Source organism: Rhodospirillales bacterium (assembly GCA_023898805.1).
In the GTDB taxonomy this organism is placed as follows: Bacteria; Pseudomonadota; Alphaproteobacteria; order Micavibrionales; family UBA1664; genus UBA6145.
This window is the reverse complement of record CP060260.1, coordinates 181,502-200,293: the sequence shown is the minus strand read 5'-3', so window position 1 is coordinate 200,293 and position 18,792 is coordinate 181,502. Positions and strand designations below refer to the sequence as shown.

Annotated in this window: 16 protein-coding genes and 3 tRNA genes; 10 read left to right on the top strand and 9 right to left on the bottom strand. The window is 60.7% G+C overall.

Going from position 1 to position 18,792, the window contains the following annotated elements; genetic code table 11:
* Positions 1-3: 3 nt before the first annotated feature.
* Together H6866_01055 and H6866_01050 are read left to right on the top strand one after the other, a co-directional pair.
* Positions 4-1,233: a glutamate-5-semialdehyde dehydrogenase gene (locus H6866_01055; protein ID USO08542.1), complete on the top strand. Its 1,230-nt coding sequence runs from the start codon at positions 4-6 to the stop codon at positions 1,231-1,233.
* Positions 1,234-1,418: 185 nt separating this feature from the next.
* Positions 1,419-2,168: a hypothetical protein gene (locus H6866_01050; GenBank protein ID USO07844.1), complete on the top strand. Its 750-nt coding sequence runs from the start codon at positions 1,419-1,421 to the stop codon at positions 2,166-2,168.
* Positions 2,169-2,192: 24 nt separating this feature from the next.
* Here the strand turns inward: H6866_01050 and H6866_01045 are convergent, their stop codons facing one another.
* Both H6866_01045 and H6866_01040 read right to left on the bottom strand, forming a co-directional pair.
* A complete protein-coding gene (locus H6866_01045) occupies positions 2,193-2,786 on the bottom strand; it encodes a hypothetical protein (GenBank protein ID USO07843.1) in 594 nt (197 codons plus the stop codon).
* A 32-nt stretch (positions 2,787-2,818) separates the two neighbouring features.
* A complete protein-coding gene (locus H6866_01040) occupies positions 2,819-4,762 on the bottom strand; it encodes a 1-deoxy-D-xylulose-5-phosphate synthase (protein ID USO07842.1) in 1,944 nt (647 codons plus the stop codon).
* Between the two features lie 146 nt (positions 4,763-4,908).
* Here H6866_01040 and H6866_01035 point away from each other — a divergent pair.
* A tRNA-Glu gene (locus H6866_01035) sits at positions 4,909-4,984 on the top strand.
* 53 nt (positions 4,985-5,037) lie between these two features.
* Here H6866_01035 and H6866_01030 read toward each other — a convergent pair.
* Both H6866_01030 and H6866_01025 read right to left on the bottom strand, forming a co-directional pair.
* The gene (locus H6866_01030; protein ID USO07841.1) at positions 5,038-5,556 is read right to left on the bottom strand and encodes a DUF1993 domain-containing protein; all 519 of its coding nucleotides are present in this window, start codon (positions 5,554-5,556) and stop codon (positions 5,038-5,040) included.
* 22 nt (positions 5,557-5,578) lie between these two features.
* The gene (locus tag H6866_01025) at positions 5,579-5,995 is read right to left on the bottom strand and encodes a CoA-binding protein (protein USO07840.1); all 417 of its coding nucleotides are present in this window, start codon (positions 5,993-5,995) and stop codon (positions 5,579-5,581) included.
* 98 nt (positions 5,996-6,093) lie between these two features.
* Here H6866_01025 and H6866_01020 point away from each other — a divergent pair, with 98 nt between their 5' ends.
* A complete protein-coding gene (locus H6866_01020; GenBank protein USO07839.1) occupies positions 6,094-7,464 on the top strand; it encodes a DEAD/DEAH box helicase in 1,371 nt (456 codons plus the stop codon).
* Positions 7,465-7,602: 138 nt separating this feature from the next.
* Positions 7,603-10,026, top strand: coding sequence for an LPS-assembly protein LptD (locus tag H6866_01015; protein ID USO07838.1), 2,424 nt, complete (start codon positions 7,603-7,605; stop codon positions 10,024-10,026).
* A gap of 26 nt (positions 10,027-10,052) precedes the next feature.
* Here H6866_01015 and H6866_01010 read toward each other — a convergent pair whose 3' ends face one another.
* The 4 genes from H6866_01010 to parE form a co-directional block, all read right to left on the bottom strand.
* Positions 10,053-10,451 carry a hypothetical protein gene (locus H6866_01010; protein USO07837.1) on the bottom strand — a complete coding sequence of 133 codons (399 nt, stop codon included), beginning with the start codon at positions 10,449-10,451 and terminating at the stop codon, positions 10,053-10,055.
* A gap of 8 nt (positions 10,452-10,459) precedes the next feature.
* Positions 10,460-10,921: a hypothetical protein gene (locus H6866_01005; GenBank protein ID USO07836.1), complete on the bottom strand. Its 462-nt coding sequence runs from the start codon at positions 10,919-10,921 to the stop codon at positions 10,460-10,462.
* A gap of 48 nt (positions 10,922-10,969) precedes the next feature.
* Positions 10,970-11,659: a hypothetical protein gene (locus H6866_01000; GenBank protein USO07835.1), complete on the bottom strand. Its 690-nt coding sequence runs from the start codon at positions 11,657-11,659 to the stop codon at positions 10,970-10,972.
* Positions 11,660-11,771: 112 nt separating this feature from the next.
* Positions 11,772-13,898: a DNA topoisomerase IV subunit B gene (gene parE / locus H6866_00995; GenBank protein ID USO07834.1), complete on the bottom strand. Its 2,127-nt coding sequence runs from the start codon at positions 13,896-13,898 to the stop codon at positions 11,772-11,774.
* Positions 13,899-13,933: 35 nt separating this feature from the next.
* Between parE and H6866_00990 the strand changes: the two genes are divergently transcribed.
* Positions 13,934-15,079: a hypothetical protein gene (locus H6866_00990; protein ID USO07833.1), complete on the top strand. Its 1,146-nt coding sequence runs from the start codon at positions 13,934-13,936 to the stop codon at positions 15,077-15,079.
* Between the two features lie 83 nt (positions 15,080-15,162).
* Here the strand turns inward: H6866_00990 and glnA are convergent, their stop codons facing one another.
* Positions 15,163-16,593 (bottom strand): type I glutamate--ammonia ligase, encoded by a 1,431-nt coding sequence (glnA, locus tag H6866_00985; GenBank protein ID USO07832.1) that lies wholly within the window; start codon positions 16,591-16,593, stop codon positions 15,163-15,165.
* A gap of 242 nt (positions 16,594-16,835) precedes the next feature.
* Here glnA and H6866_00980 point away from each other — a divergent pair.
* The 4 genes from H6866_00980 to H6866_00965 all read left to right on the top strand — a co-directional run bounded on the left by H6866_00980 (position 16,836) and on the right by H6866_00965 (position 18,779).
* Positions 16,836-16,911, top strand: a tRNA-His gene (locus H6866_00980).
* Positions 16,912-17,013: 102 nt separating this feature from the next.
* Positions 17,014-17,808 (top strand): NAD(P)H-hydrate dehydratase, encoded by a 795-nt coding sequence (locus tag H6866_00975; GenBank protein ID USO07831.1) that lies wholly within the window; start codon positions 17,014-17,016, stop codon positions 17,806-17,808.
* Between the two features lie 73 nt (positions 17,809-17,881).
* A complete protein-coding gene (locus H6866_00970) occupies positions 17,882-18,613 on the top strand; it encodes a hypothetical protein (protein ID USO07830.1) in 732 nt (243 codons plus the stop codon).
* A gap of 82 nt (positions 18,614-18,695) precedes the next feature.
* Positions 18,696-18,779, top strand: a tRNA-Leu gene (locus H6866_00965).
* The last annotated feature ends 13 nt before the right edge of the window (positions 18,780-18,792 follow it).

Below are 18,792 nucleotides of genomic sequence, written 5' to 3'. Positions count from 1 at the left end.
GCGATGCGGACGATGGGGCGCGCGGCGCGCGATGCGGCGCGGGTGCTGGCGCATGTGCCGGGCGATCGCAAGAACGGTGCGTTGTGGGCGATGGCGGAGGCGCTGGCCGCCGACGCGCCCGCGATACTGGCCGCGAACGCCCGCGATGTCGAGGCCGCCAAAGATAAAGGCCCCGCATTCATCGACCGGTTGATGTTGAACGATGCGCGGTTGCAGGCGATGGCGGCAAGCGTGGCGGCGGTGACCGAGATTCCCGATCCGGTGGGCAGCGTCGTCAAAAGCTGGACCCGGCCCAACGGGTTGCGTATCGAACAGATACGGGTGCCGATCGGCGTGCTGGGTGTGATTTATGAAAGCCGTCCGAACGTCACCGCCGATGCTGCGGCTTTGTGTGTCAAATCCGGCAACGCGGTGATTTTGCGTTCGGGTTCCGATGCGCTGGGCAGTGCGCGGGCGATTCACAAGGCGCTGGTCAAGGGATTGGAAAAGGCAGGTCTGCCGCCCGCGTGCGTGTCGCTGGTGCCGGTTCCGGACCGTGACGCGGTGGGTTTGATGCTGGGCGGGCTGGACGGCGCGATCGACGTCATCGTGCCGCGCGGGGGAAAGTCGCTGGTGGCGCGCGTGCAGGCGGAGGCGCGGGTGCCGGTCTTCGCCCATCTGGACGGGATCGTGCATGTCTATGTCCATGCGGATTCAGACCCGGCGATGGCGCGGGACATCGTGCTGAACGCCAAGATGCGGCGCACCGGAATTTGCGGCGCAGCGGAAACGCTTTTGATCGACCGTGGATTCACGCAAGGCGCGATGCTGGTGCGGGCGCTTTTGGATGCCGGGTGCGCGGTGCGCGGCGACGATGCGGTGCGCGGCTGGGATTCACGCGTTACCCCAGCCAGCGAGGACGACTGGCGCAGCGAATATCTGGATGCGATCATCTCGGTGAAAGTCGTGGACGGGATGGAAGCGGCGATCGCGCATATCAATACATACGGTTCACACCACACCGACGCGATCGTGACGCGGGACGAGGCGGCGGCGGCGCGATTTTTGCGCGCGGTGGATTCCGCCATCGTCATGCACAATGCCTCGACCCAGTTCGCGGATGGTGGCGAGTTCGGCTTCGGCGCGGAAATCGGCATCGCCACGGGCCGTTTGCACGCGCGCGGCCCGGTCGGGGCCGAACAGTTGACCACGGTGCAAAACGTCGTCCACGGAACCGGACAAACCCGCCCTTAAGCCCGTGTGGTGGAAGGATTTATCCCCAGAGCCTGTGGATATCCAAGTGGATGGAAATGTGAAGAACTAAAGCGCATATATTTTTCATAGTGCTTTTCTAGCTGTTATTAAAATTGACCCCACGCAATGTATGGCGTTAGTCTTTCGGCGTTTAAAACTGCCGGGTGCGCCCTAGGTTTTTGCCCATGTCAGATACGTCTTCCGCGTTCTATCGGCCCCGTTTTCCGATCGCGCCACGTTTGCAGGACCGTCTTGGCGAGTTGTTCCGACGCAAGGCGGCGCAGCCGCGTGTGTTCGATCTTTTGGCGCAGGCGCAGAAACTGGCGGGCGAGGCGTATGAACACCAGACCGACAAGGGTTCGGACCGGACGCTGTGGCATCATATCGATGCGGTCGATGCATTTGTTGTCAAACAGTATCAAGGACAGGTTTCGCCGGATCGTCTGAATTATCTGCGTGCGCTGGCTATTTTGCACGAGGTGCTGGAAATCGAAAATTCGCAAGGGTTGCCGGTATGGACGCCGCGCCATCTGTTGCACCGCGGTTTTCCCGCAGCTTTCGTCGCCTCGCTTGACCGGCTTGCACGCAAGCGCTGGCAAGGATATCTGGTCTATATTCACGAACTGGCGCAGGATATAGATGCCGCGATGCTCAAGATCTGCGATCTTGGGGTCAATACAGACCCAGCGCGCGCGGCGAATGACAGCGCGTTGATCAAGGCGTCTTTGCAATTCAAGAAATATACGCTTTATCCCTGTTCGCTGGAATATCTGCGGGAAGTGGTGGCGGGACGCATTGATCCAAAAATCGTATCGCCCGCCGATTTTATCGTGAATTCCGGTGCCTTGGCTGCCAAAGTCACCGATTGGGACGCTTTCCGGCGGGAGGCGCGAGCGACTCCTCCAAAACCCGTAGGCTGGTGGTTTTGCCTATAATTTTTATAAGCCTGTGTTCGCCGCCTAGGCGGGATTTCTTGGCGCGTAACGCCTGATCTGGCGCGCGAGGCCCAGCGGGGTCATCAGTAAATGACGCTTGAGCGGCATGCCGTGCCGTTTTCCCAGGCCGGCCGCATAATGGGAACAGTTGTTGAAAAGCAGGGAATAAACGCCGCAGCGATGCCGGGTTTTTTGCAGGCGGCGCGTGATTTCGTAATGCGTTTTCGCGCTGATCGGCACCGCCATGGTAATTTTTGGCGCGGCGTTGGCGGTGCGGCGTATCCGGGCTTTGTCGAGGGCGCCCGCAAGCGGGATCATCACACAAGCGGGCAAGATAATGATTGCGGGCAAGAAATATACGGTGAACATGCCGAGCAGGCTGGAGATTACAATATTGCGATTGATGGCGGCCTTGCTGGTTTTGTCGAAGAAATAGCTGCTGGTCCGGTCCTTTTCATTCCGCAGTTGGATGTACGTATATGAATCGGAATTGCTAAAGTAATTCGTGACCGCCACCGAAAATTTTTCGTGCAGGCGCATGCCAGCGTTGACGGGCACATAATTTTTGCCCGGCTGGATGCCGACTATCAGGGCACAGGATTTTTTGGGTTCGGCCATGAATATGGGTTAAATGGCCGTATGCGCGCTTGTCAATTTTTCGCCAGTCTTGCGGCGGCGGTGGCGATGTGGGCGGCGGAAAGTCCAGCCTGTTCGTATTGTTTTTCGGGTTTGTCCTGATCCTGATAGATGTCGGGCAGATGCAGGGTGCGGATGCGGCAGCCGCGGTCGAACGCGCCCGTGCCAGCCAGATGCTGAAGCACGATCGCGCCGAAGCCCTGGGCCGATCCTTCCTCGATCGTGACCACGCCCTTGTGGTTTTTGACCAGATCGGCGACCAGCGCGGTATCAAGCGGTTTGGCAAAACGGGCATCGGCCACGGTGCATGATACGCCGCGCGCGGCCAGAATGTCGGCGGCGGCAAGGCATTCCTGAAGCCGCGCGCCGTAGGACAGGATGGCCACGTCGTCGCCCCGGCGCAGGACGCGCCCGCGCCCGATGCGCAGCGGCGCGGGATTTTCCGGCATCGCGACGCCAAAGCCGTTGCCGCGCGGATAGCGCAGGGCGCAGGGGCCGGAATCGTATGCGGCGGCGGTCGCGACCATCGCCGCAAGTTCGGCTTCGTCGGCGGCCGCCATCAGCATCATGTTGGGCAAGCAGCCCAGATAGGCGATGTCGAACGACCCCGCATGCGTCGCGCCGTCGGCGCCGACCAAACCTGCGCGGTCGAGCGCGAAGCGCACCGGCAGGTTTTGTATCGCCACATCATGCACCAGCTGGTCATAGGCGCGTTGCAGGAAGGTGGAATAAATCGCGCAAAAGGGCTTTAACCCCTCGGCGGCCAACCCGGCCGCGAAGGTCACCGCGTGCTGTTCGGCAATGCCGACGTCGAACATGCGGTCGGGGAAGGCGTCGGCGAAGATATCCATGCCGGTGCCCGCGGGCATGGCGGCGGTGATGCCGACGATGCTTTCGTCGCGGCGCGCGTGGCGGACCAGTTCGCGCCCGAAGACGCTGGTGAAGCTGGGCGCGTCAGCGCGCGATTTTTCCTGCGCGCCGGTGACAACGTTGAAGCGCGTGACGCCGTGCATTTTGTCCGCCGCGTCCTCGGCGGGGGGGTAGCCCTTGCCTTTTTTGGTGATGGCGTGCAGCAGGATCGGCCCGTCATGCGGCGTGTCGCGCAGATTGCGCAGGATGGGCAAAAGCGCGTCAAGGTCGTGCCCGTCGACCGGGCCGATATAATAAAAGCCCATTTCCTCGAACAGCGTGCCGGAACCAAGGGCGGCGCGGGCGGTTTCCTCGGCCCGGCGGGCGGCCTTCTGGAACGGCTCGGGCAGGATCTTGGCGATGCGTTTGGCGGTGTCGCGCGCGCCCATATACGGTTTGGATGAGACGAGGCGGGCCAGATAGCGGCTCATCGCGCCGACGGGCGGGGCGATGGACATATCGTTGTCGTTGAGGATGACGATCAGGTTCGAATGCAGGGCGCCCGCGTTGTTCATCGCTTCATAGGCCATGCCCGCCGACATGGCGCCGTCGCCGATGACGCAGATCACCGCGTTGTCGTCGCCGCGCAGGTCGCGCGCGACCGCCATGCCCAGCCCCGCGGAAATCGAGGTCGATGAATGAGCCGCGCCGAACGGGTCGTATTCGGATTCCGAGCGCTTGGTAAAACCGGACAGGCCGCCGCCCTGACGCAGGGTGCGGATGCGGTCGCGCCGCCCGGTCAGGATTTTATGCGGATAGGCCTGATGTCCGACATCCCAGATCAGTTTGTCGCGCGGGGTATCGAAAACGGCGTGGATGGCGACGGTCAGTTCGACCACGCCCAGACCCGCGCCCAGATGCCCGCCGGTCTGGGCCACTGCGTCGATCATCTCGGCCCGGACCTCGTCGGCGACGCGCTTAAGCTGGGTGTCGTTCAACGCGCGCAGATCGGCGGGGGTGTGCACGCGGTCAAGCAGACGGACGGAAGCACCGGTTTCGGCCGGGGTGTCCTGCGCGTGCTTGTGGGCGGCGTGAGGTGCGGGGGTCATGACCGCACAGGTATAATGGCCTGTCGCGCCCGCGCCAAGACAATCTTGACCGGCGGTGCAGCAAGGGGCGTAACCGGGCCGCAAAAAGGCTTGCCTTTTGGCGCGGGCGCGGGTAAAGATCGCCCGTCTTAAAGACGCCTTTGCACGTCCCCTTCGTCTAGAGGCCTAGGACACCTCCCTTTCACGGAGGCGACACGGGTTCGAATCCCGTAGGGGACGCCATTTCCTGCCTATCGTTTTGTTTTGCCTCTGTCGCCGCCTTTGGCGAGGGCTGTCTACATTCCCAGAAAATCGGCCTTGCCCAGATTGACGCCGTTGTGACGCAGGATGGCGTAGGCGGTGGTGATGTGGAAAAGCAGGTTGGGCGTGACGTAATGCATCAGATAGTCCGCGCCGCTAAACCGCCATTCGCGCCCGCCGCGACGCGGGAAGACGACGCTTGCGCCCTCGCGCCCGTCGATCTGTGCCGGGGTGAAGGTTTTTAGATGCGCGATGGTTTTTGCAATGCGCGCCTGCAATTCGTCGAAGCCGGTTTCGGTGTCGGGGTAACTTGGCGGTTCGGCCCCGGTCAAGCGACAGGGGAAAGCCTTGCACATATCGGTCGCGATCTGGACCTGTCGCGTCAGTGCAAACATGTCCGGCGCAAGCCGCGCATTGAGAAAAACGGCGGGGTCGATGTTGCGCGCGGCCGCATCGTCCGCGCCCTTTTTGAGGAAGACGGCCAGATTTTCAAGGTGGCGGACGAATACCGGGATCGAGGCTTCGTACATGCCCAGGGGTTTCGCGTCTGTCATGGTTTTTCTTTCGTTGGGGGTGTCAGGTCAGGGTGCGGACGACGACGGCAAGGCATTCGTCCTGTACCGCGTGCAGGCCGCCCGCGCGGGCGATGTCCATGGCGTCGTCGTTGACGATGCCCATTTGCAGCCACAGGCATTTCGCGCCGCGCGCCACGGCCTCGCGCGCGATGGCGGGCGCGTATTCGGCGCGGCGAAACACGTCGACGATGTCGATTGTGATATCCGCCGGGATGTCGGAAAGGGATTTGTAGCAGCGTTCGCCGAGAATTTCCGTTTCCTTCGGGTTGACCGGGATGCAGCGATAGCCCGCGCCCTGAAGCGCGCGCATCACGCCGTGGCTTGAGCGCATGGGGTCGGGCGAGGCGCCGACCACCGCGATGGTGCGGGCGGCGCGTAAAAAGGCGTTAATGCCGGGTGGACCGGGTGGGTGGCTCATGCGGAATGAGGATGGACCGCGCGCGGGGGGTGTCAAGTGTGGCGCCCTAAATCACGCGAAACTTGCGGTTTCGCGCAAAAAGGCTAATATCGCGCGCGATGAGTGAAAACACCTTTGAAAACCTTGGTTTGTCCGACACGCTTTTGCGTGCCGTGACAGAAGCCGGTTATGTCACGCCCACGGAAATCCAGACCAGGGCCATCCCGTGGATTTTGCAGGCCCGCGACGTCATCGGCATTGCGCGCACCGGCACCGGCAAGACGGCTTCCTTTACCCTGCCGATGATCGAGATTTTGGCGGGCGGCATTTCCAAGGCGCGGATGCCGCGCGCGCTGATTTTGACGCCGACGCGCGAGCTTGCGGCGCAGATCGCCGAGAATTTCGACAAGTACGGGAAATATTCCAGCCTGTCCAAATGCCTGATCGTGGGCGGCGTCGGCATGGACCAGCAGATCAGCCTGCTGCAACGCGGGGTGGACGTTCTGATCGCCACGCCGGGGCGGCTGCTTGATCTGTTCGAGCGTGGGAACGTGTTGCTCAACGATATCAAGGTGCTGGTCGTCGACGAGGCTGACCGGATGCTGGACATGGGGTTCATTCCGGATATCGAACGCATCCTGAAACTGATCCCGCCGATCCGCCAGACGCTTTTGTTCTCCGCGACCATGCCGGGGCCGATCCAGAAGCTGGCCGAACAATTCATGCAAAATCCGCGCACCGTGGCCGTCGCGGCGCAGGCAAGCCCCGCGGAAACCGTGTCGCAGAACCTGATTGCCCTGAAGGGCGGACGGGACAAGGACCGTACGCTTTTGCGCCTGATCGAGGATCCGGCCACGGGCGTCGTCAACGCCTTCGTGTTCTGCAACCGCAAGCGCGACGTCAGCACGCTGGCGCGATTCCTTGCGGGGCAGGGGATTTCCGCCGCGCCGCTGCACGGCGACATGCCGCAAGCCAAGCGCACGGAAACGCTTCAGGCGTTCAAGGACGGGCAGGTGGCGGTGATGATCTGTTCCGATGTCGCGGCGCGCGGCCTTGATATCACGGGCGTCAGTCACGTGTTCAATTACGACGTGCCGTTCAATGCCGAGGATTACGTCCATCGCATCGGGCGCACGGGCCGCGCCGGACGGACCGGGGTTTCATACACGCTGGCCACGCCGGACGACGGTAAACTGGTGGACGCGATCGAAAAGTTGATCGGCCGAGCCATCCCGCGGGCCGATGCGCCTGCGCGTAGCGGGGGCGATGGGCAGCGCGAGGAAAAAGCCGAAAAACAGGAAAAACACGAACGTTCGCGCGGGGATCGTAAAAAGAGCGCGGAAGCGCCCGCGAAGGGCGAGGGGCGTAACGTCCATGGCGAACGCCGACCCGGCGCGGGCAACCGCGCGCAGGCGTTTGATGCCGACGACAAATCGGGGCCGGGATTCGGTGACCATCTGCCCGCTTTCATGGGCGGCGGCAAGCGCTAATATCCTTAATTTTTACGGTATTTTTCCGGGAAAACCGGGCTGGCGCGCATTGACGCGCGGCAACGGTATTGCGACACTTATCCGTTAGTCTTTTGCAAGACCATATGAGGGGTAATGGGGTCTCGCTTTGCACGTTTGATGATGGGGGTTCTGTTGGCCGGTGCCGGCGCGGCGGCTTTGGCTGCGCCCGCGCGCGCCGCCGGGATTACTTTGCATGAAGTCGATACGCAAAGTTACGATGCGGAAACCGTGCTGCGCGGGGGGGCGGATTTCACCGCCGGGGTTCAGGTTGCGCAGGCCGCGCCGGATTCTCCGGTCAACTTTGAAAACCAGATGGCACCCGCCGCGATCCCCAGCGCGCCGCCCTATACCAAGACAACCGAACGCAAGCCCGTGGCGCCGCCCCAACCTGCCGGCAAGCCTGTGCAGCCGAAGTCCAGCCCGGTCGATTACGTGGCCGATACGGCGGATTACAATCAGGCGGACAAGATCGTTACGTTGTCCGGGCGGGTGGAACTGACGCAAGACGGGCGCACGCTCAAGGCGGACAAGGTCGTCTATAACCTCAAGGACGATATCGCGACGGCGGAGGGGAACGTCGTCGTCACCAATCCCAACGGCGACGTATATCACGCCCAATCGGTCGAGCTTTCGGATCATATGCGCGAGGGGCTGGTCGACCGGATGTTCGTCACCATGGCCGATGGAAGTCGTGTGTGGGCCGCCACCGGCATCAAGGAAAGCGAGCTGCGTTATAAGCTTAAAAGTGCCAGCTATACCGCTTGCAAGGTGTGCGCGACCGATCCGGACAAGCGTCCGCCATGGCGCGTGCACGCGAAGAAGGTCGAGCTGCTGCGCGACGAACACCGCATCGTGTATCGCAACGCATGGCTCGATCTGGGCGGGGTGCCGGTTTTCTATACGCCGTATTTTTCGCATCCCGACGGCAGCATAGACCAGAAAAGCGGCCTGCTTACGCCCAGTTTCGGTCTGAACAGCCAGTTGGGCGCGTTTTACAGCCAGCCGTATTACTGGGGCATTTCGCCGTCGATGGATACGACGTTCTGGGTGATGCCGACGACCAAGCAGAACGTGCTGTTGCGCAACCAGTTCCGCAAGCGTTTTTCCACCGCGTATCTTCAGACCGATACGTCATTGACCGATTCCGCACGCACCGATTCCGTCAACGGGGTCGAGGTGAAGAAAAAGGACGATATACGCGGGCATATTTTCGCGCACGGGGGATGGGACATTAACCAGAACTGGCGCGGGCGCATGGATGTCGCGCTTGCCTCGGACCCCCAATATCTGCGGCAATACGGGTTTTCTGACGACAGCATCCTGACCAACCAGGTTTTGGCCGAACGTTTTCAAGACCGCGATTACGTATTGATCAAGGGCATGGCGTTCCAGGACCTGCGTGCCGTCAAGACCGACCAGCCGGACGTCCTTCCTTATGCCGAGGCGCAATGGCTGGGCGATCCCAATGGTCTTTTCGGCGGACGATGGAAGGTCGATTCCTCGTTTCTTTCGCTTCTTCGCAACGGCAACGGGCAGGACGTGTGGCGCGGGTCGACGCGCGGGTCATGGGCACGGGAAGATATTTTGCCGGTGGGACTGGTTGTGAAATCGCAGGCCGGGGCGCGCGTCGATGCCTATGCCACCACCAACCGCGAGGCGCATGCGCTTAACCCTGCTGTATCATCGAGCAACCAGCAAGGCCGTTTCTTCCCGAACGCGCAATTTAGCGCCGGTTATCCGCTTAAGTCCGATTTCAAGTCGTTCCAGCTTCTGGTCGAGCCGGTCGCCACGCTGTACCTGTCGCCGAACATCAACAACAACTCCACGATCCCGAACGAGGATTCGCAGGATGTGCAGTTGAACGTCGATAACCTGATGGACGGAAACCGTTTCCCCGGCCTTGATCGGATCGAGGATAACAGCCACGTCGCCTATGGTCTGAAGGCCGGGATGTATAATTACAGCGGCGGGCAGTTGAGCGGCTTTTTGGGGCAAAGCTATAATTTACGGCCCGGGGACAATCCGTTTCCTGTCGGGTCGGGTCTTGAAAACAGGTCATCCGATTATGTCGGCTCGCTCAATGCCAGTTTCAGTGGCGGCAAGCATACGCTGTCCTATCAATTTCAGGTCAATTCGCACACGCTGCGCTCGGAATTGCACGAGCTGTACGGCGTTACGCGCTGGGGGCCGATGGAAGTCGACGGCAATTACCTGTTCGACGCGGGTGCGCCGGGTACGATCTATCCCAATTCGCGCGAGCAAATCAGGCTTGGGTCCTCGGTCAATCTGAACGACCAGTGGACGGTGCGCGGCGACGCGATTTACGATTTGTCCAGCGACCAGAGCCAGCGCGGGCTGCGCCGATCGATCTTCACGTTGAACTATACGCATGAATGTTATGATTTCGCGGTGACCGCCGACCGCTATCTGGCCAACGCGTCGTCGGGCGTGCAGGACACGACCATCATGTTCCGTATCGGCCTAAAAAATCTGGGCGAATACAAGACGGACGCGTTCAAGCTGAACGGCCAGAGGAATTAACCCCCTATTTTTAAACCGTTGCCGGCTCACGGGGTGTTGTACCAGCCGCCGCCGGGGCATTGCGTGCGGACTTGCCGGTTGCCGATTTGTTTTGGGGACAGGGCACGACCGGTCACGGGGTCGAAGGTGACGGGGCCCATGACCGGAATGTTGGTATAGCAGACCTGAACTTCACGCGGGCGCGGACCGATCAGAAGAACCTGGCCTTCCGGCTTGTCGCTATAGGTGCCGCTGCCGGGGTCGAAGGTGCGCCTGACCAGCGGCACCGCCCCGATGCCACCGCCCGATGGCAGGCTGGCGCCTTGCTGGATGCTTTGGCTGGAGCGCGGATACGTGGCTTCGTCGTATCTGCTGCAGCCGGTCAAGACCGGCGCGATGAGGGCGGCGGCGAAGGCAATGCGCAGGGGGGTGCGGATGGCGGTCATGGGCCCTCCTAGTTATTGTTACTGATGGTGGGAACGTTGTTATAGAGGCCGTTTGCGCCCGAACCTTTGGGTACGGTGCTGTATGTCGCATGAACGGCGCCGCTCATGCCGTTGATGAAGCCGCAGCTGATCGGGTCGACCTTGGCATTAAAACCCGTCGTCATGGACACGGGCGTTTCGACTGTGTCGATCTGGCCATTCAGGTTGATGACTTTTGACAGTTCGACCTCGTAGACCTGCCCATTCGCGGGGTTGCAGCGCTGGAAACGGCCGGGTACGCGGTCGACCACGCTACCGGCAAAGGGCGAGGCCTGACGGCGACCGTCTTGCGCGTTTCGGGGCGCGGGGCGCTCGACTTCGGCGCGGACGATGCTGGAATCCGGATTGGCGAAGCGGCTGGGGCCGGTGCCGCAACCAGCAAGTGCGAGTGTGCTGAAGGCCGCGGCGATGGGGGCTATTCTTGTTTTCATTTTTCACATCCTCGTTTTTATATTTTTGTCGTTTTTAATCCGCCGTTTTTATTGGGTGGACGGTTTTGGCGGCGCGCCGGCGGTTACGCAGGGGACGCCGGTAATACAGCGGACGTGCCTTGCGGCGCGGGCCGGGTCATCGCGCACCGCGCCGATGCCCGGTGCCGGAGCGCGCGGCGCTACGGGTGGAAGCAGTTGCGATTCGCCGGCTTTGGCGGCGGGTTTTTGTGCGTGGCCAAGGCGTTCTTGCAACGCGCGCTGATAATCCTGATGCCAGCTGCCGGGCTGGCGTGGCTGTGTCTGTGCCGGCGGTTGCGGCAAAGGCGGCGGGGTGCGCGGGATATTCCGTTGCGGGTACAGGTCGCCGCGCCGGGTGGGGGCGCCATAACCGCCGGGATTGCGCCAGTCATAGCTGGGGCGGCTGCCGTAAATGTAAGGCGGCTCGGGTAGAGTGGAGGGGGGATATGTGTATTCCCAATCGTCCCCGTCAATATCGCCGCCACGGGTTGAGCCGGGCGGGTAATCCATCGGGTCGCGCTGAAGCACGGGGACTTCGGGCGGCAGGGCCCAGCGGTTGGCGGGCAGCTGGCGCGCATCGCTGACGCCGGTGCCATAGGCGGCCTCGCCGTAAGGTGTGCGGGGGGCGCAGCCGGACATGCCAAGCGCGGCAGCAAGCGCGAAAGCGCTGCAAAGCGAACGGGAAACAGATTTGGGCAATCGTGATATCGTCATGGTCATGCACCGCAGATTATAACGCGGGCAGCCTACAGGCAAATTTTAATTATGTCAAATATCGAGTTCCTCGATATGGCCGGTTAATATATCGAGTTCCTCGATATGCGTGGCTAATTTAAATATCGAGTTCCTCGATATTCAGGGCATTCGCCTGAATGAAATTGAACCGTGCCTCGGCGTTGCGCCCCATCAGATCGTCGATCAGGGCGTCGACCTGATCGCGCGGGTTTTGGGCAGGCTCCGCGGCGGTATCCGGTTCGCCCATCGCATCCGCGATTGCGGCGGCGTGCGGCAGGGTCACGCGCAAAAGGGTGCGCGTGTTGGGGCTCATCGTGGTTTCCTTAAGCTGCTGCGCGGGCATTTCACCCAGACCCTTGAAGCGGCTGACGTCGATTTTGGTGCGGCCCTTGAAAGTGGTCTTTTCCAGTTGCGCCTTGTGCGCGTCGTCGCGGGCATAGGCGGTCACTCCGCCCGCCGAAAGGCGGTAAAGCGGCGGCTGGGCCAGATAAAGCGCGCCCGCATCGATCAGGCCCGGCATCTGGGTATAGAAGAACGAGATCAGCAGCGAGGAGATGTGCGCGCCGTCGACGTCGGCATCGGTCATGATGATGACGCGCTCGTAACGCAGATCGTCAACGCGGAAAGCCGCGCCGGTGGCGACGCCGAGCGCCTGAATCAAGTCCTGAATTTCCTGATTGTCGCGGATCTTGTCGCGGCTGGCGGAAACGACGTTGAGGATTTTTCCGCGCAAGGGAAGAATCGCCTGCGTTTCGCGGTTGCGGCCCTGTTTGGCTGAGCCGCCGGCGGAATCACCCTCGACGATAAAAATCTCGGTCCCCGTCGCGGCCTGACGCGAACAGTCGGAAAGTTTGCCGGGCAGACGCAGTTTGCGCGTCGCGGTCTTGCGGAAGGTTTCCTTGTCTTCCTTGCGGCGCAGGCGTTCCTCGGCCCGCGTGACGATGGATTCCAAAAGCTGTTTCGCCGCCGCCGGGTCGCCAACCAGAAAATGGTCAAAGCGGTCCTTGACGATCGACTCCACCAGACGTTGGGCCTGCGGTGTCGCCAGTTTGTCCTTGGTCTGGCCCTGAAACTGCGGGTCGGGGATAAAGACGGAAAGCAGGCAGCACGCCCCTTCCATCACGTCGTCGGGCGTAACCAGCCCGACTTGCTTGGCGTTCAGGTTGATGCGCGCGGCGTAATCCTTGAGCGATTTGGAGAGCGCGGCGCGCAGGCCGAGTTCGTGCGTCCCGCCCTGCGGCGTCGGGATGGTGTTGCAGTAGGAGTTGATGAACCCGTCGCCGTAATCGCCGGGCCATGCGACGGCAAATTCGACGCGCGCGTCCTTCGTTTCGACGAAGTCGGCAAAGACGTTCGGAGTGACCAGCGGGCGGCCTTCGAGTTCGGATTTGAGAAAATCCTCAAGCCCGCCGGGAAATTTGAAGGTGTCGTCCGTGGGGATGCCTTCGGCAGGGATGTCGGTGTGAAACCTGATCTCGACGCCGCGAAACAGATACGCCTTGGATCGGCACATGCGGTATAGCGTGGCCGGGCGCAGCGCCGCCTTTTCGCCGAATATCTCCGGATCCGGGTGAAAGGTGACAATGGTGCCGCGCTTGGTGGTGGCGCCCATGGGGGTCAGTTTCGAGGTGGCGTGGCCACGCGCATAGTCCTGACGGTACAGTTTCCTGTCGCGCGCGACTTCCACGCTCATGCGATCGGAAAGCGCGTTGACCACGGAAATGCCGACGCCGTGCAGACCGCCGGAGGTTTTATAGGCGCCGGCGTTGAACTTGCCGCCGGAGTGCAGGGTGGTCAGAATCACTTCAAGCGCCGATTTTCCGGGGTATTTGGGATGGTTGTCGATGGGGATGCCGCGTCCGTTGTCGGAGATGACGCACGATCCATCGGCGATCAGCGATACTTCGATGCGCGCCGCGTGGCCGGCCACGGCTTCGTCCATCGCATTGTCCAGCACCTCTGCCACCAGATGGTGCAGGGCGCGGTCGTCAGTGCCGCCGATATACATGCCCGGGCGCTTGCGCACGGGTTCAAGGCCTTCTAGGACCTCGATCGATTTCGCGGTGTAGGAATCGTCCTGCGCGCCATTCTGCGCACTGGCGCCTTTTTTCAAAAGCTCGCCCGCCGTGGGGCCAGATTTCTTTTTGGCGGGTGCTTTTTTCGCGGGGAGGGCGGAGAAGAGGTCTTTGCTCATAGTCTTGCCATAGTCCTGTGACACACTCATACTCAGTTTCGGACAGGAAAGGCAAGGGAAACCTCGTGTTTTTACGTGTGACAGGATTATGGGTGATGATGGCGCTGGCGCTGGCCGTTGCGGTGCCGCGCGCGCGCGCGCAGGCTTTGTTGCCCATGCCCGAGCTGGATAAAAGTTTCAACCTGACCACTTATGCCGCGTCGACCGACACGGCAACCAAGGAATTCCCAACCATTCCGGATGCCGGTTTTCAGGTGGCGTTGCCGCGCACCTGGATGGAACGCATGTCGTTGGGGCAGGATTTCGGTGAGATCGCGCGTTTCGACGGTCCGGCGATGGGCGATGTACGGCCCTATTTTTCGTACAAGCGCATCGCCATGCCGCGCGAGAATTCGGCGCGCATGGAACTGGTCGCCTATGCGCTTAAAAAGGGATATCTGCTGCGTTCGATCCGCGAGATCGACGATCGCAACGTCGAGGCGCTGTACACCGTGCTGAACGACAAGGGTGACAGTTACACCGTGCGTGCCCTGATGCGCGTGATGGGGACCTATTACCTGCTTGCCGAATATGCCCTTCCGACTGCGGCATGGGATGCGTATAAGGATGCGCAAACTTTTGCGATCGGCAGTTTTAGATTTTTGAAAAATTCGGACACGCAGATCGAAAAGCGTACCGAGCGCGTGTATTTTGAATCGCTGAAATTCTTTTATCCCGCGTCGTGGCGTTTTGTCGGCGAACAGGCGCAGGGCGACAACAGGGTATCGGTTCAGCTTCAATCCCGTGATGACACAGGCGTCGAATCTGGGCGCATCACATTGAACGTCATTTCGTCGCGTTCGCTCAAGGATGAAAGCGACCCCAACCGGTTTTCGGTTGATGTGCCGGCGATGTTGCGCGACATCCGCCAGTCATACGAGGCGCAGGGGTACGATCTTGGTAGTGCGGTGGAAAATCTGAAGCCGGATCTGAACATTCCTGTCGATTTCGCGGTCATGGATGTCTATAACCTGCGCCGCAAACTGACCGACTATCAGACCGACGCCAAGGCCCCGGTGACGCAAGAATTATGGATCGCAGTGTTCCGCAGCGCGGGTGCGAACCCGAAGACATATGTCGCTGAATTGCTGACGCCGTCGCGGACGCTGGACCTGTATCAATGGTCGGTGAATACGCGCGCCTTTGCGATGGTCCTGAAATCGATCCAGTGACGTTAAATCGATCCTGACGTTGCGGGCGGCGATAAAAAAGGCGGCCCGGTAAGGGGCCGCCCAGTTGGCTGAGGGGATGGGCCTCAGGAGGAGTAATACATTTCAAACTCGATCGGGTGCGGCGTGGTTTCGAAACGCAGCACTTCCTCCATCTTGAGTTCGATGTAGCCGTCGATCATGTCCTCGGTGAACACGCCGCCTTCAAGCAGGAATTTGTGATCGGCCTTGAGCGCCATCAGCGCCTCGCGCAGCGAACCGCACACGGTCGGTATCTTCGCGAGTTCCTTTTCCGGCAGGTGGTAAAGGTTTTTATCCATCGGGTCGCCCGGATGGATTTTATTTTTAATGCCGTCCAGACCCGCCATCAGCATCGCGGCAAAGCCGAGATACGGGTTGGCGGTGGGGTCGGGAAAGCGGACTTCGACGCGTTTCGCCTTGGGGCCTTCCGAGTATGGAATACGGCACGACGCCGAACGGTTGCGGCCGGAATAGGCAAGCAGCACCGGCGCCTCGTACCCCGGCACAAGACGCTTGTACGAGTTGGTGGTGGGGTTGGTGAAGGCGTTGATGGCTTTTGCGTGCTTGATGATGCCGCCGATGTAATACAGGGCAGTGTCGGAAAGCCCGGCATAGCCCTTGCCCGCGAACAGCGGATCCTTGCCCTTGAACAGCGACTGGTGGCAGTGCATGCCCGAACCATTGTCACCAAAGACCGGCTTGGGCATGAAGGTCGCCGTCTGGCCATAGGCATGGGCGGTGTTGAGCACGCCGAATTTATACAGCTGCATGTTGTCGGCGCAGTCGACCAGAGTTGAAAACTTGATGCCGAGTTCGTGCTGGGCCGAGGCGACCTCGTGGTGGTGCTTTTCGACCGGTACGCCCATCGCCTTGAGGGCCGCGAGCATGTCGGAGCGCAGATCCTGACAAGAATCGACCGGCGCAGTCGGGAAATAGCCGCCTTTAATGCGCGGACGGTGGCCAAGATTGCCGTCGGCGAAGCTGGCATTCGAGTTTGTCGGCAGTTCGGTGTGGTTAAGGGCGTAGGATTGTTCGTAGGGCGATGAGTTGAATTTTACGTCCTCGAACACGAAGAATTCCGCCTCGGGCCCGAAATAGGCCGTATCGGCCTTGCCGGATTTTTTCAGATAAGCCTCGGCCGCCTTGGCGATCGAGCGCGGGTCGCGGTTGTAGGGTTTTTTGGAATCCGGCTCCAGCACGTCGCAAAATATGATCGCGGTTTTCTGGGCCGTGAACGGGTCGAGCGTAACCTTGGCCATATCGGGTTTAAGCAGCATGTCGGATTGATGAATCTCCTTCCAACCGGCGATGGACGACCCGTCCATGAAAATGCCGTTGGCCAGCATGTCTTCGTCCACTGTCACAATGTCCTGAGTGATGTGGTGGGTCTTGCCGCGCGGATCGGTCAGCCAGAAATCGACGAACTGCACATCGTTGTCGCGCAGCACCTTGGCCACGGCGGACGGGGTTTTGGCCTTGGAAAAAATATCAGACATTTAGGACGGTCCCTCTTTTACGGACTTTGGTTGGATGGAAGAAGACAGCAGGCATTGTTCGCAAAAAATGCACTTTGGGCCAGCGTGACGGGTTGTCGCAAGCGGCAAATGCGCAAACCGATCTATGCGCTAAACGCATAGCACCTATTTAAATTTGGGTGGATTTGAATGTTTGCTAAGTAATCTTGACGATTTAGAGGCTTAGCGCGTATAGCATCGACGTCCGTTCTTCTGGATATGTGGCGACCGTAGCTCAGTTGGTAGAGCACCGGTTTGTGGTACCGGTTGTCGCGGGTTCAAGCCCCGTCGGTCGCCCCATTTTTTGTTTCCAACCATATGTTTTCATATATTTTTGTCGCTACTCGCGCGGCAAAAAAATTCATGCTGTCAGGATCGCAAAATCGCGGTAATTATTTGCGCATGATGCAGATGAACGCCCCTGATTTGTGGAAGGATCTACTCCCACGGCCGCGGGTCGACGGGCATAAATACGATCGCGGGCACTGCATCGTCGTGGGCGGCGCCAAACTGACAGGCGCGGCACGGCTGGCCGGTGTCTGTGCCGCGCGCGCGGGGGCCGGGCTGGTCACCATCGTCGCGCCGCAAGGCGTTGGGGATGTTTACCGTACCGCCGCGCCCGCGCATATCATGGTCGAGGATGAAATCGCGCATGACCGGCGTTCGCATCTGGCGGATGCGCGGCGACGCGCTTTGGTGCTAGGGCCCGGTTTCGGCGCGGATGCCGATGCGGTCATCGACTGGCTTAAGGCGCGGGGGGATCAGCGTCTGGTGCTGGATGCCGACGGGTTGATCGCGCTGAACGCACGGGCGGAGGGGCTGGCGCTGTTGCGCCCCGACGATGTCCTGACGCCCCATGCGGGAGAATTTGCGCGGCTGTTCGGCGATTGCACGGCACAGGAGGCCGCGCGCCGCGTCGGTTGCGTCGTCGTGCTGAAGGGGGCCGACACCATCATCGCCGATGGCGAGGACGGCGTGGAAAATCGCCATGCCAGCCCGTATCTGGCCAGCGCCGGTACGGGTGACGCGCTGGCGGGAATCATTGCCGGGCTGATGGCGCAGGGGATGCCCAGTTTCAAGGCCGCGTGCGCCGGCGTGTGGATGCACGGCGAGGCTGGTTTGCAATTCGGCCCCGGTCTTGTTGCCAGCGATATTCCGGATATGTTGCCGCATGTATTGAAAAGCCTGTTTGTGTAGTCAGGTTTTTTTGTTGCCGTTGTGGCGTGTCGTCTGTATTTTATGAAAAATTTTGACAGTGGAAAGTTTGTAAATGGTTGCCGTTGATGTTCGTAGTGTCGTGGATTCCGAACCCAAAAAGCTGGGTTTTTTCGCCAGGCGCCGCGCGCGCAAATTCTGGGGCGTCAATTACGCGGTCAGCGCTGCCGCCAGTGCGATCACCAGCCAGCATCTGGATGGTGCGGTCACACTTTCCGGCAGTGGCATCGAATTGCATTATGAGCGGATGCCGCGCGAATCGATGGGTTCGCGCCAGAAACTCTTGCTGAGCGTTGCGTCCGCCTTTGGGTTGGGCAAAAGATATCGGGCGGGAATGGTTTCCCGGAGATTCAACGCGCGGATGCGTGCGGTCGCCATGTGTGGCGCAACCCTGAGCGCCGGACCGTTAAAGGATGCGGTCATTGAATTTCAACGTGCGGCGCGGGCATATTATCAGCTCGATTTGGCAAGGGATTCTGTTGCCAAGCTGATGGCGGGGGCGACGACGCGGACGGAATGGCATGTCCGCAAGGCCGAAGGACTGATCACCGCCGGTTGGTCGCGTTTTCCCGTTCCGCAGGGCGCGGAAATCGTACTCGACGCGGATGGGTTGTCCCGTTTGCTGGACCATCTTCATAAAGGCGATTACAGGACGGTCCACGAGGTACTTGCGTATCTGACCGGCCAGGACACTTCCAAGGAGCGGGGGCGGAGCGTCATCGATCACCACGCCGACTGCGTACATAAAATCGTGTCGGCGGCTTACCCGAAGGTTCTTTATAGTTAAGTCTATAGCCGGGCTTGCGGAAAGCCCTTGCGTCCGGGGCCAATTTCTGGTCTTTTCGCGGGCGAAAAACGCGGGCAGCCGGGCGGGTGTGGCGAAACTGGTAGACGCGCAGGATTTAGGTTCCTGTGACTTTGTCGTGGGGGTTCAAGTCCCTCCACCCGCACCATAAACAGTTTATA

What these genes read in the sequence shown, in the direction of transcription:
- H6866_01010 (USO07837.1), bottom strand. Translation starts at nt 10,451, where the DNA reads ATGACCGCCATCCGCACCCCCCTGCGCATTGCCTTCGCCGCCGCCCTC.
- H6866_01020 (USO07839.1), top strand. Translation starts at nt 6,094, where the DNA reads ATGAGTGAAAACACCTTTGAAAACCTTGGTTTGTCCGACACGCTTTTG.
- glnA (USO07832.1), bottom strand. Translation starts at nt 16,593, where the DNA reads ATGTCTGATATTTTTTCCAAGGCCAAAACCCCGTCCGCCGTGGCCAAG.
- H6866_01040 (USO07842.1), bottom strand. Translation starts at nt 4,762, where the DNA reads ATGACCCCCGCACCTCACGCCGCCCACAAGCACGCGCAGGACACCCCG.
- H6866_01030 (USO07841.1), bottom strand. Translation starts at nt 5,556, where the DNA reads ATGACAGACGCGAAACCCCTGGGCATGTACGAAGCCTCGATCCCGGTA.
- H6866_01025 (USO07840.1), bottom strand. Translation starts at nt 5,995, where the DNA reads ATGAGCCACCCACCCGGTCCACCCGGCATTAACGCCTTTTTACGCGCC.
- H6866_01050 (USO07844.1), top strand. Translation starts at nt 1,419, where the DNA reads ATGTCAGATACGTCTTCCGCGTTCTATCGGCCCCGTTTTCCGATCGCG.
- H6866_01015 (USO07838.1), top strand. Translation starts at nt 7,603, where the DNA reads ATGATGGGGGTTCTGTTGGCCGGTGCCGGCGCGGCGGCTTTGGCTGCG.
- H6866_01000 (USO07835.1), bottom strand. Translation starts at nt 11,659, where the DNA reads ATGACCATGACGATATCACGATTGCCCAAATCTGTTTCCCGTTCGCTT.
- H6866_00975 (USO07831.1), top strand. Translation starts at nt 17,014, where the DNA reads ATGATGCAGATGAACGCCCCTGATTTGTGGAAGGATCTACTCCCACGG.
- H6866_01055 (USO08542.1), top strand. Translation starts at nt 4, where the DNA reads ATGCGGACGATGGGGCGCGCGGCGCGCGATGCGGCGCGGGTGCTGGCG.
- H6866_00970 (USO07830.1), top strand. Translation starts at nt 17,882, where the DNA reads ATGGTTGCCGTTGATGTTCGTAGTGTCGTGGATTCCGAACCCAAAAAG.
- H6866_01045 (USO07843.1), bottom strand. Translation starts at nt 2,786, where the DNA reads ATGGCCGAACCCAAAAAATCCTGTGCCCTGATAGTCGGCATCCAGCCG.
- H6866_01005 (USO07836.1), bottom strand. Translation starts at nt 10,921, where the DNA reads ATGAAAACAAGAATAGCCCCCATCGCCGCGGCCTTCAGCACACTCGCA.
- parE (USO07834.1), bottom strand. Translation starts at nt 13,898, where the DNA reads ATGAGTGTGTCACAGGACTATGGCAAGACTATGAGCAAAGACCTCTTC.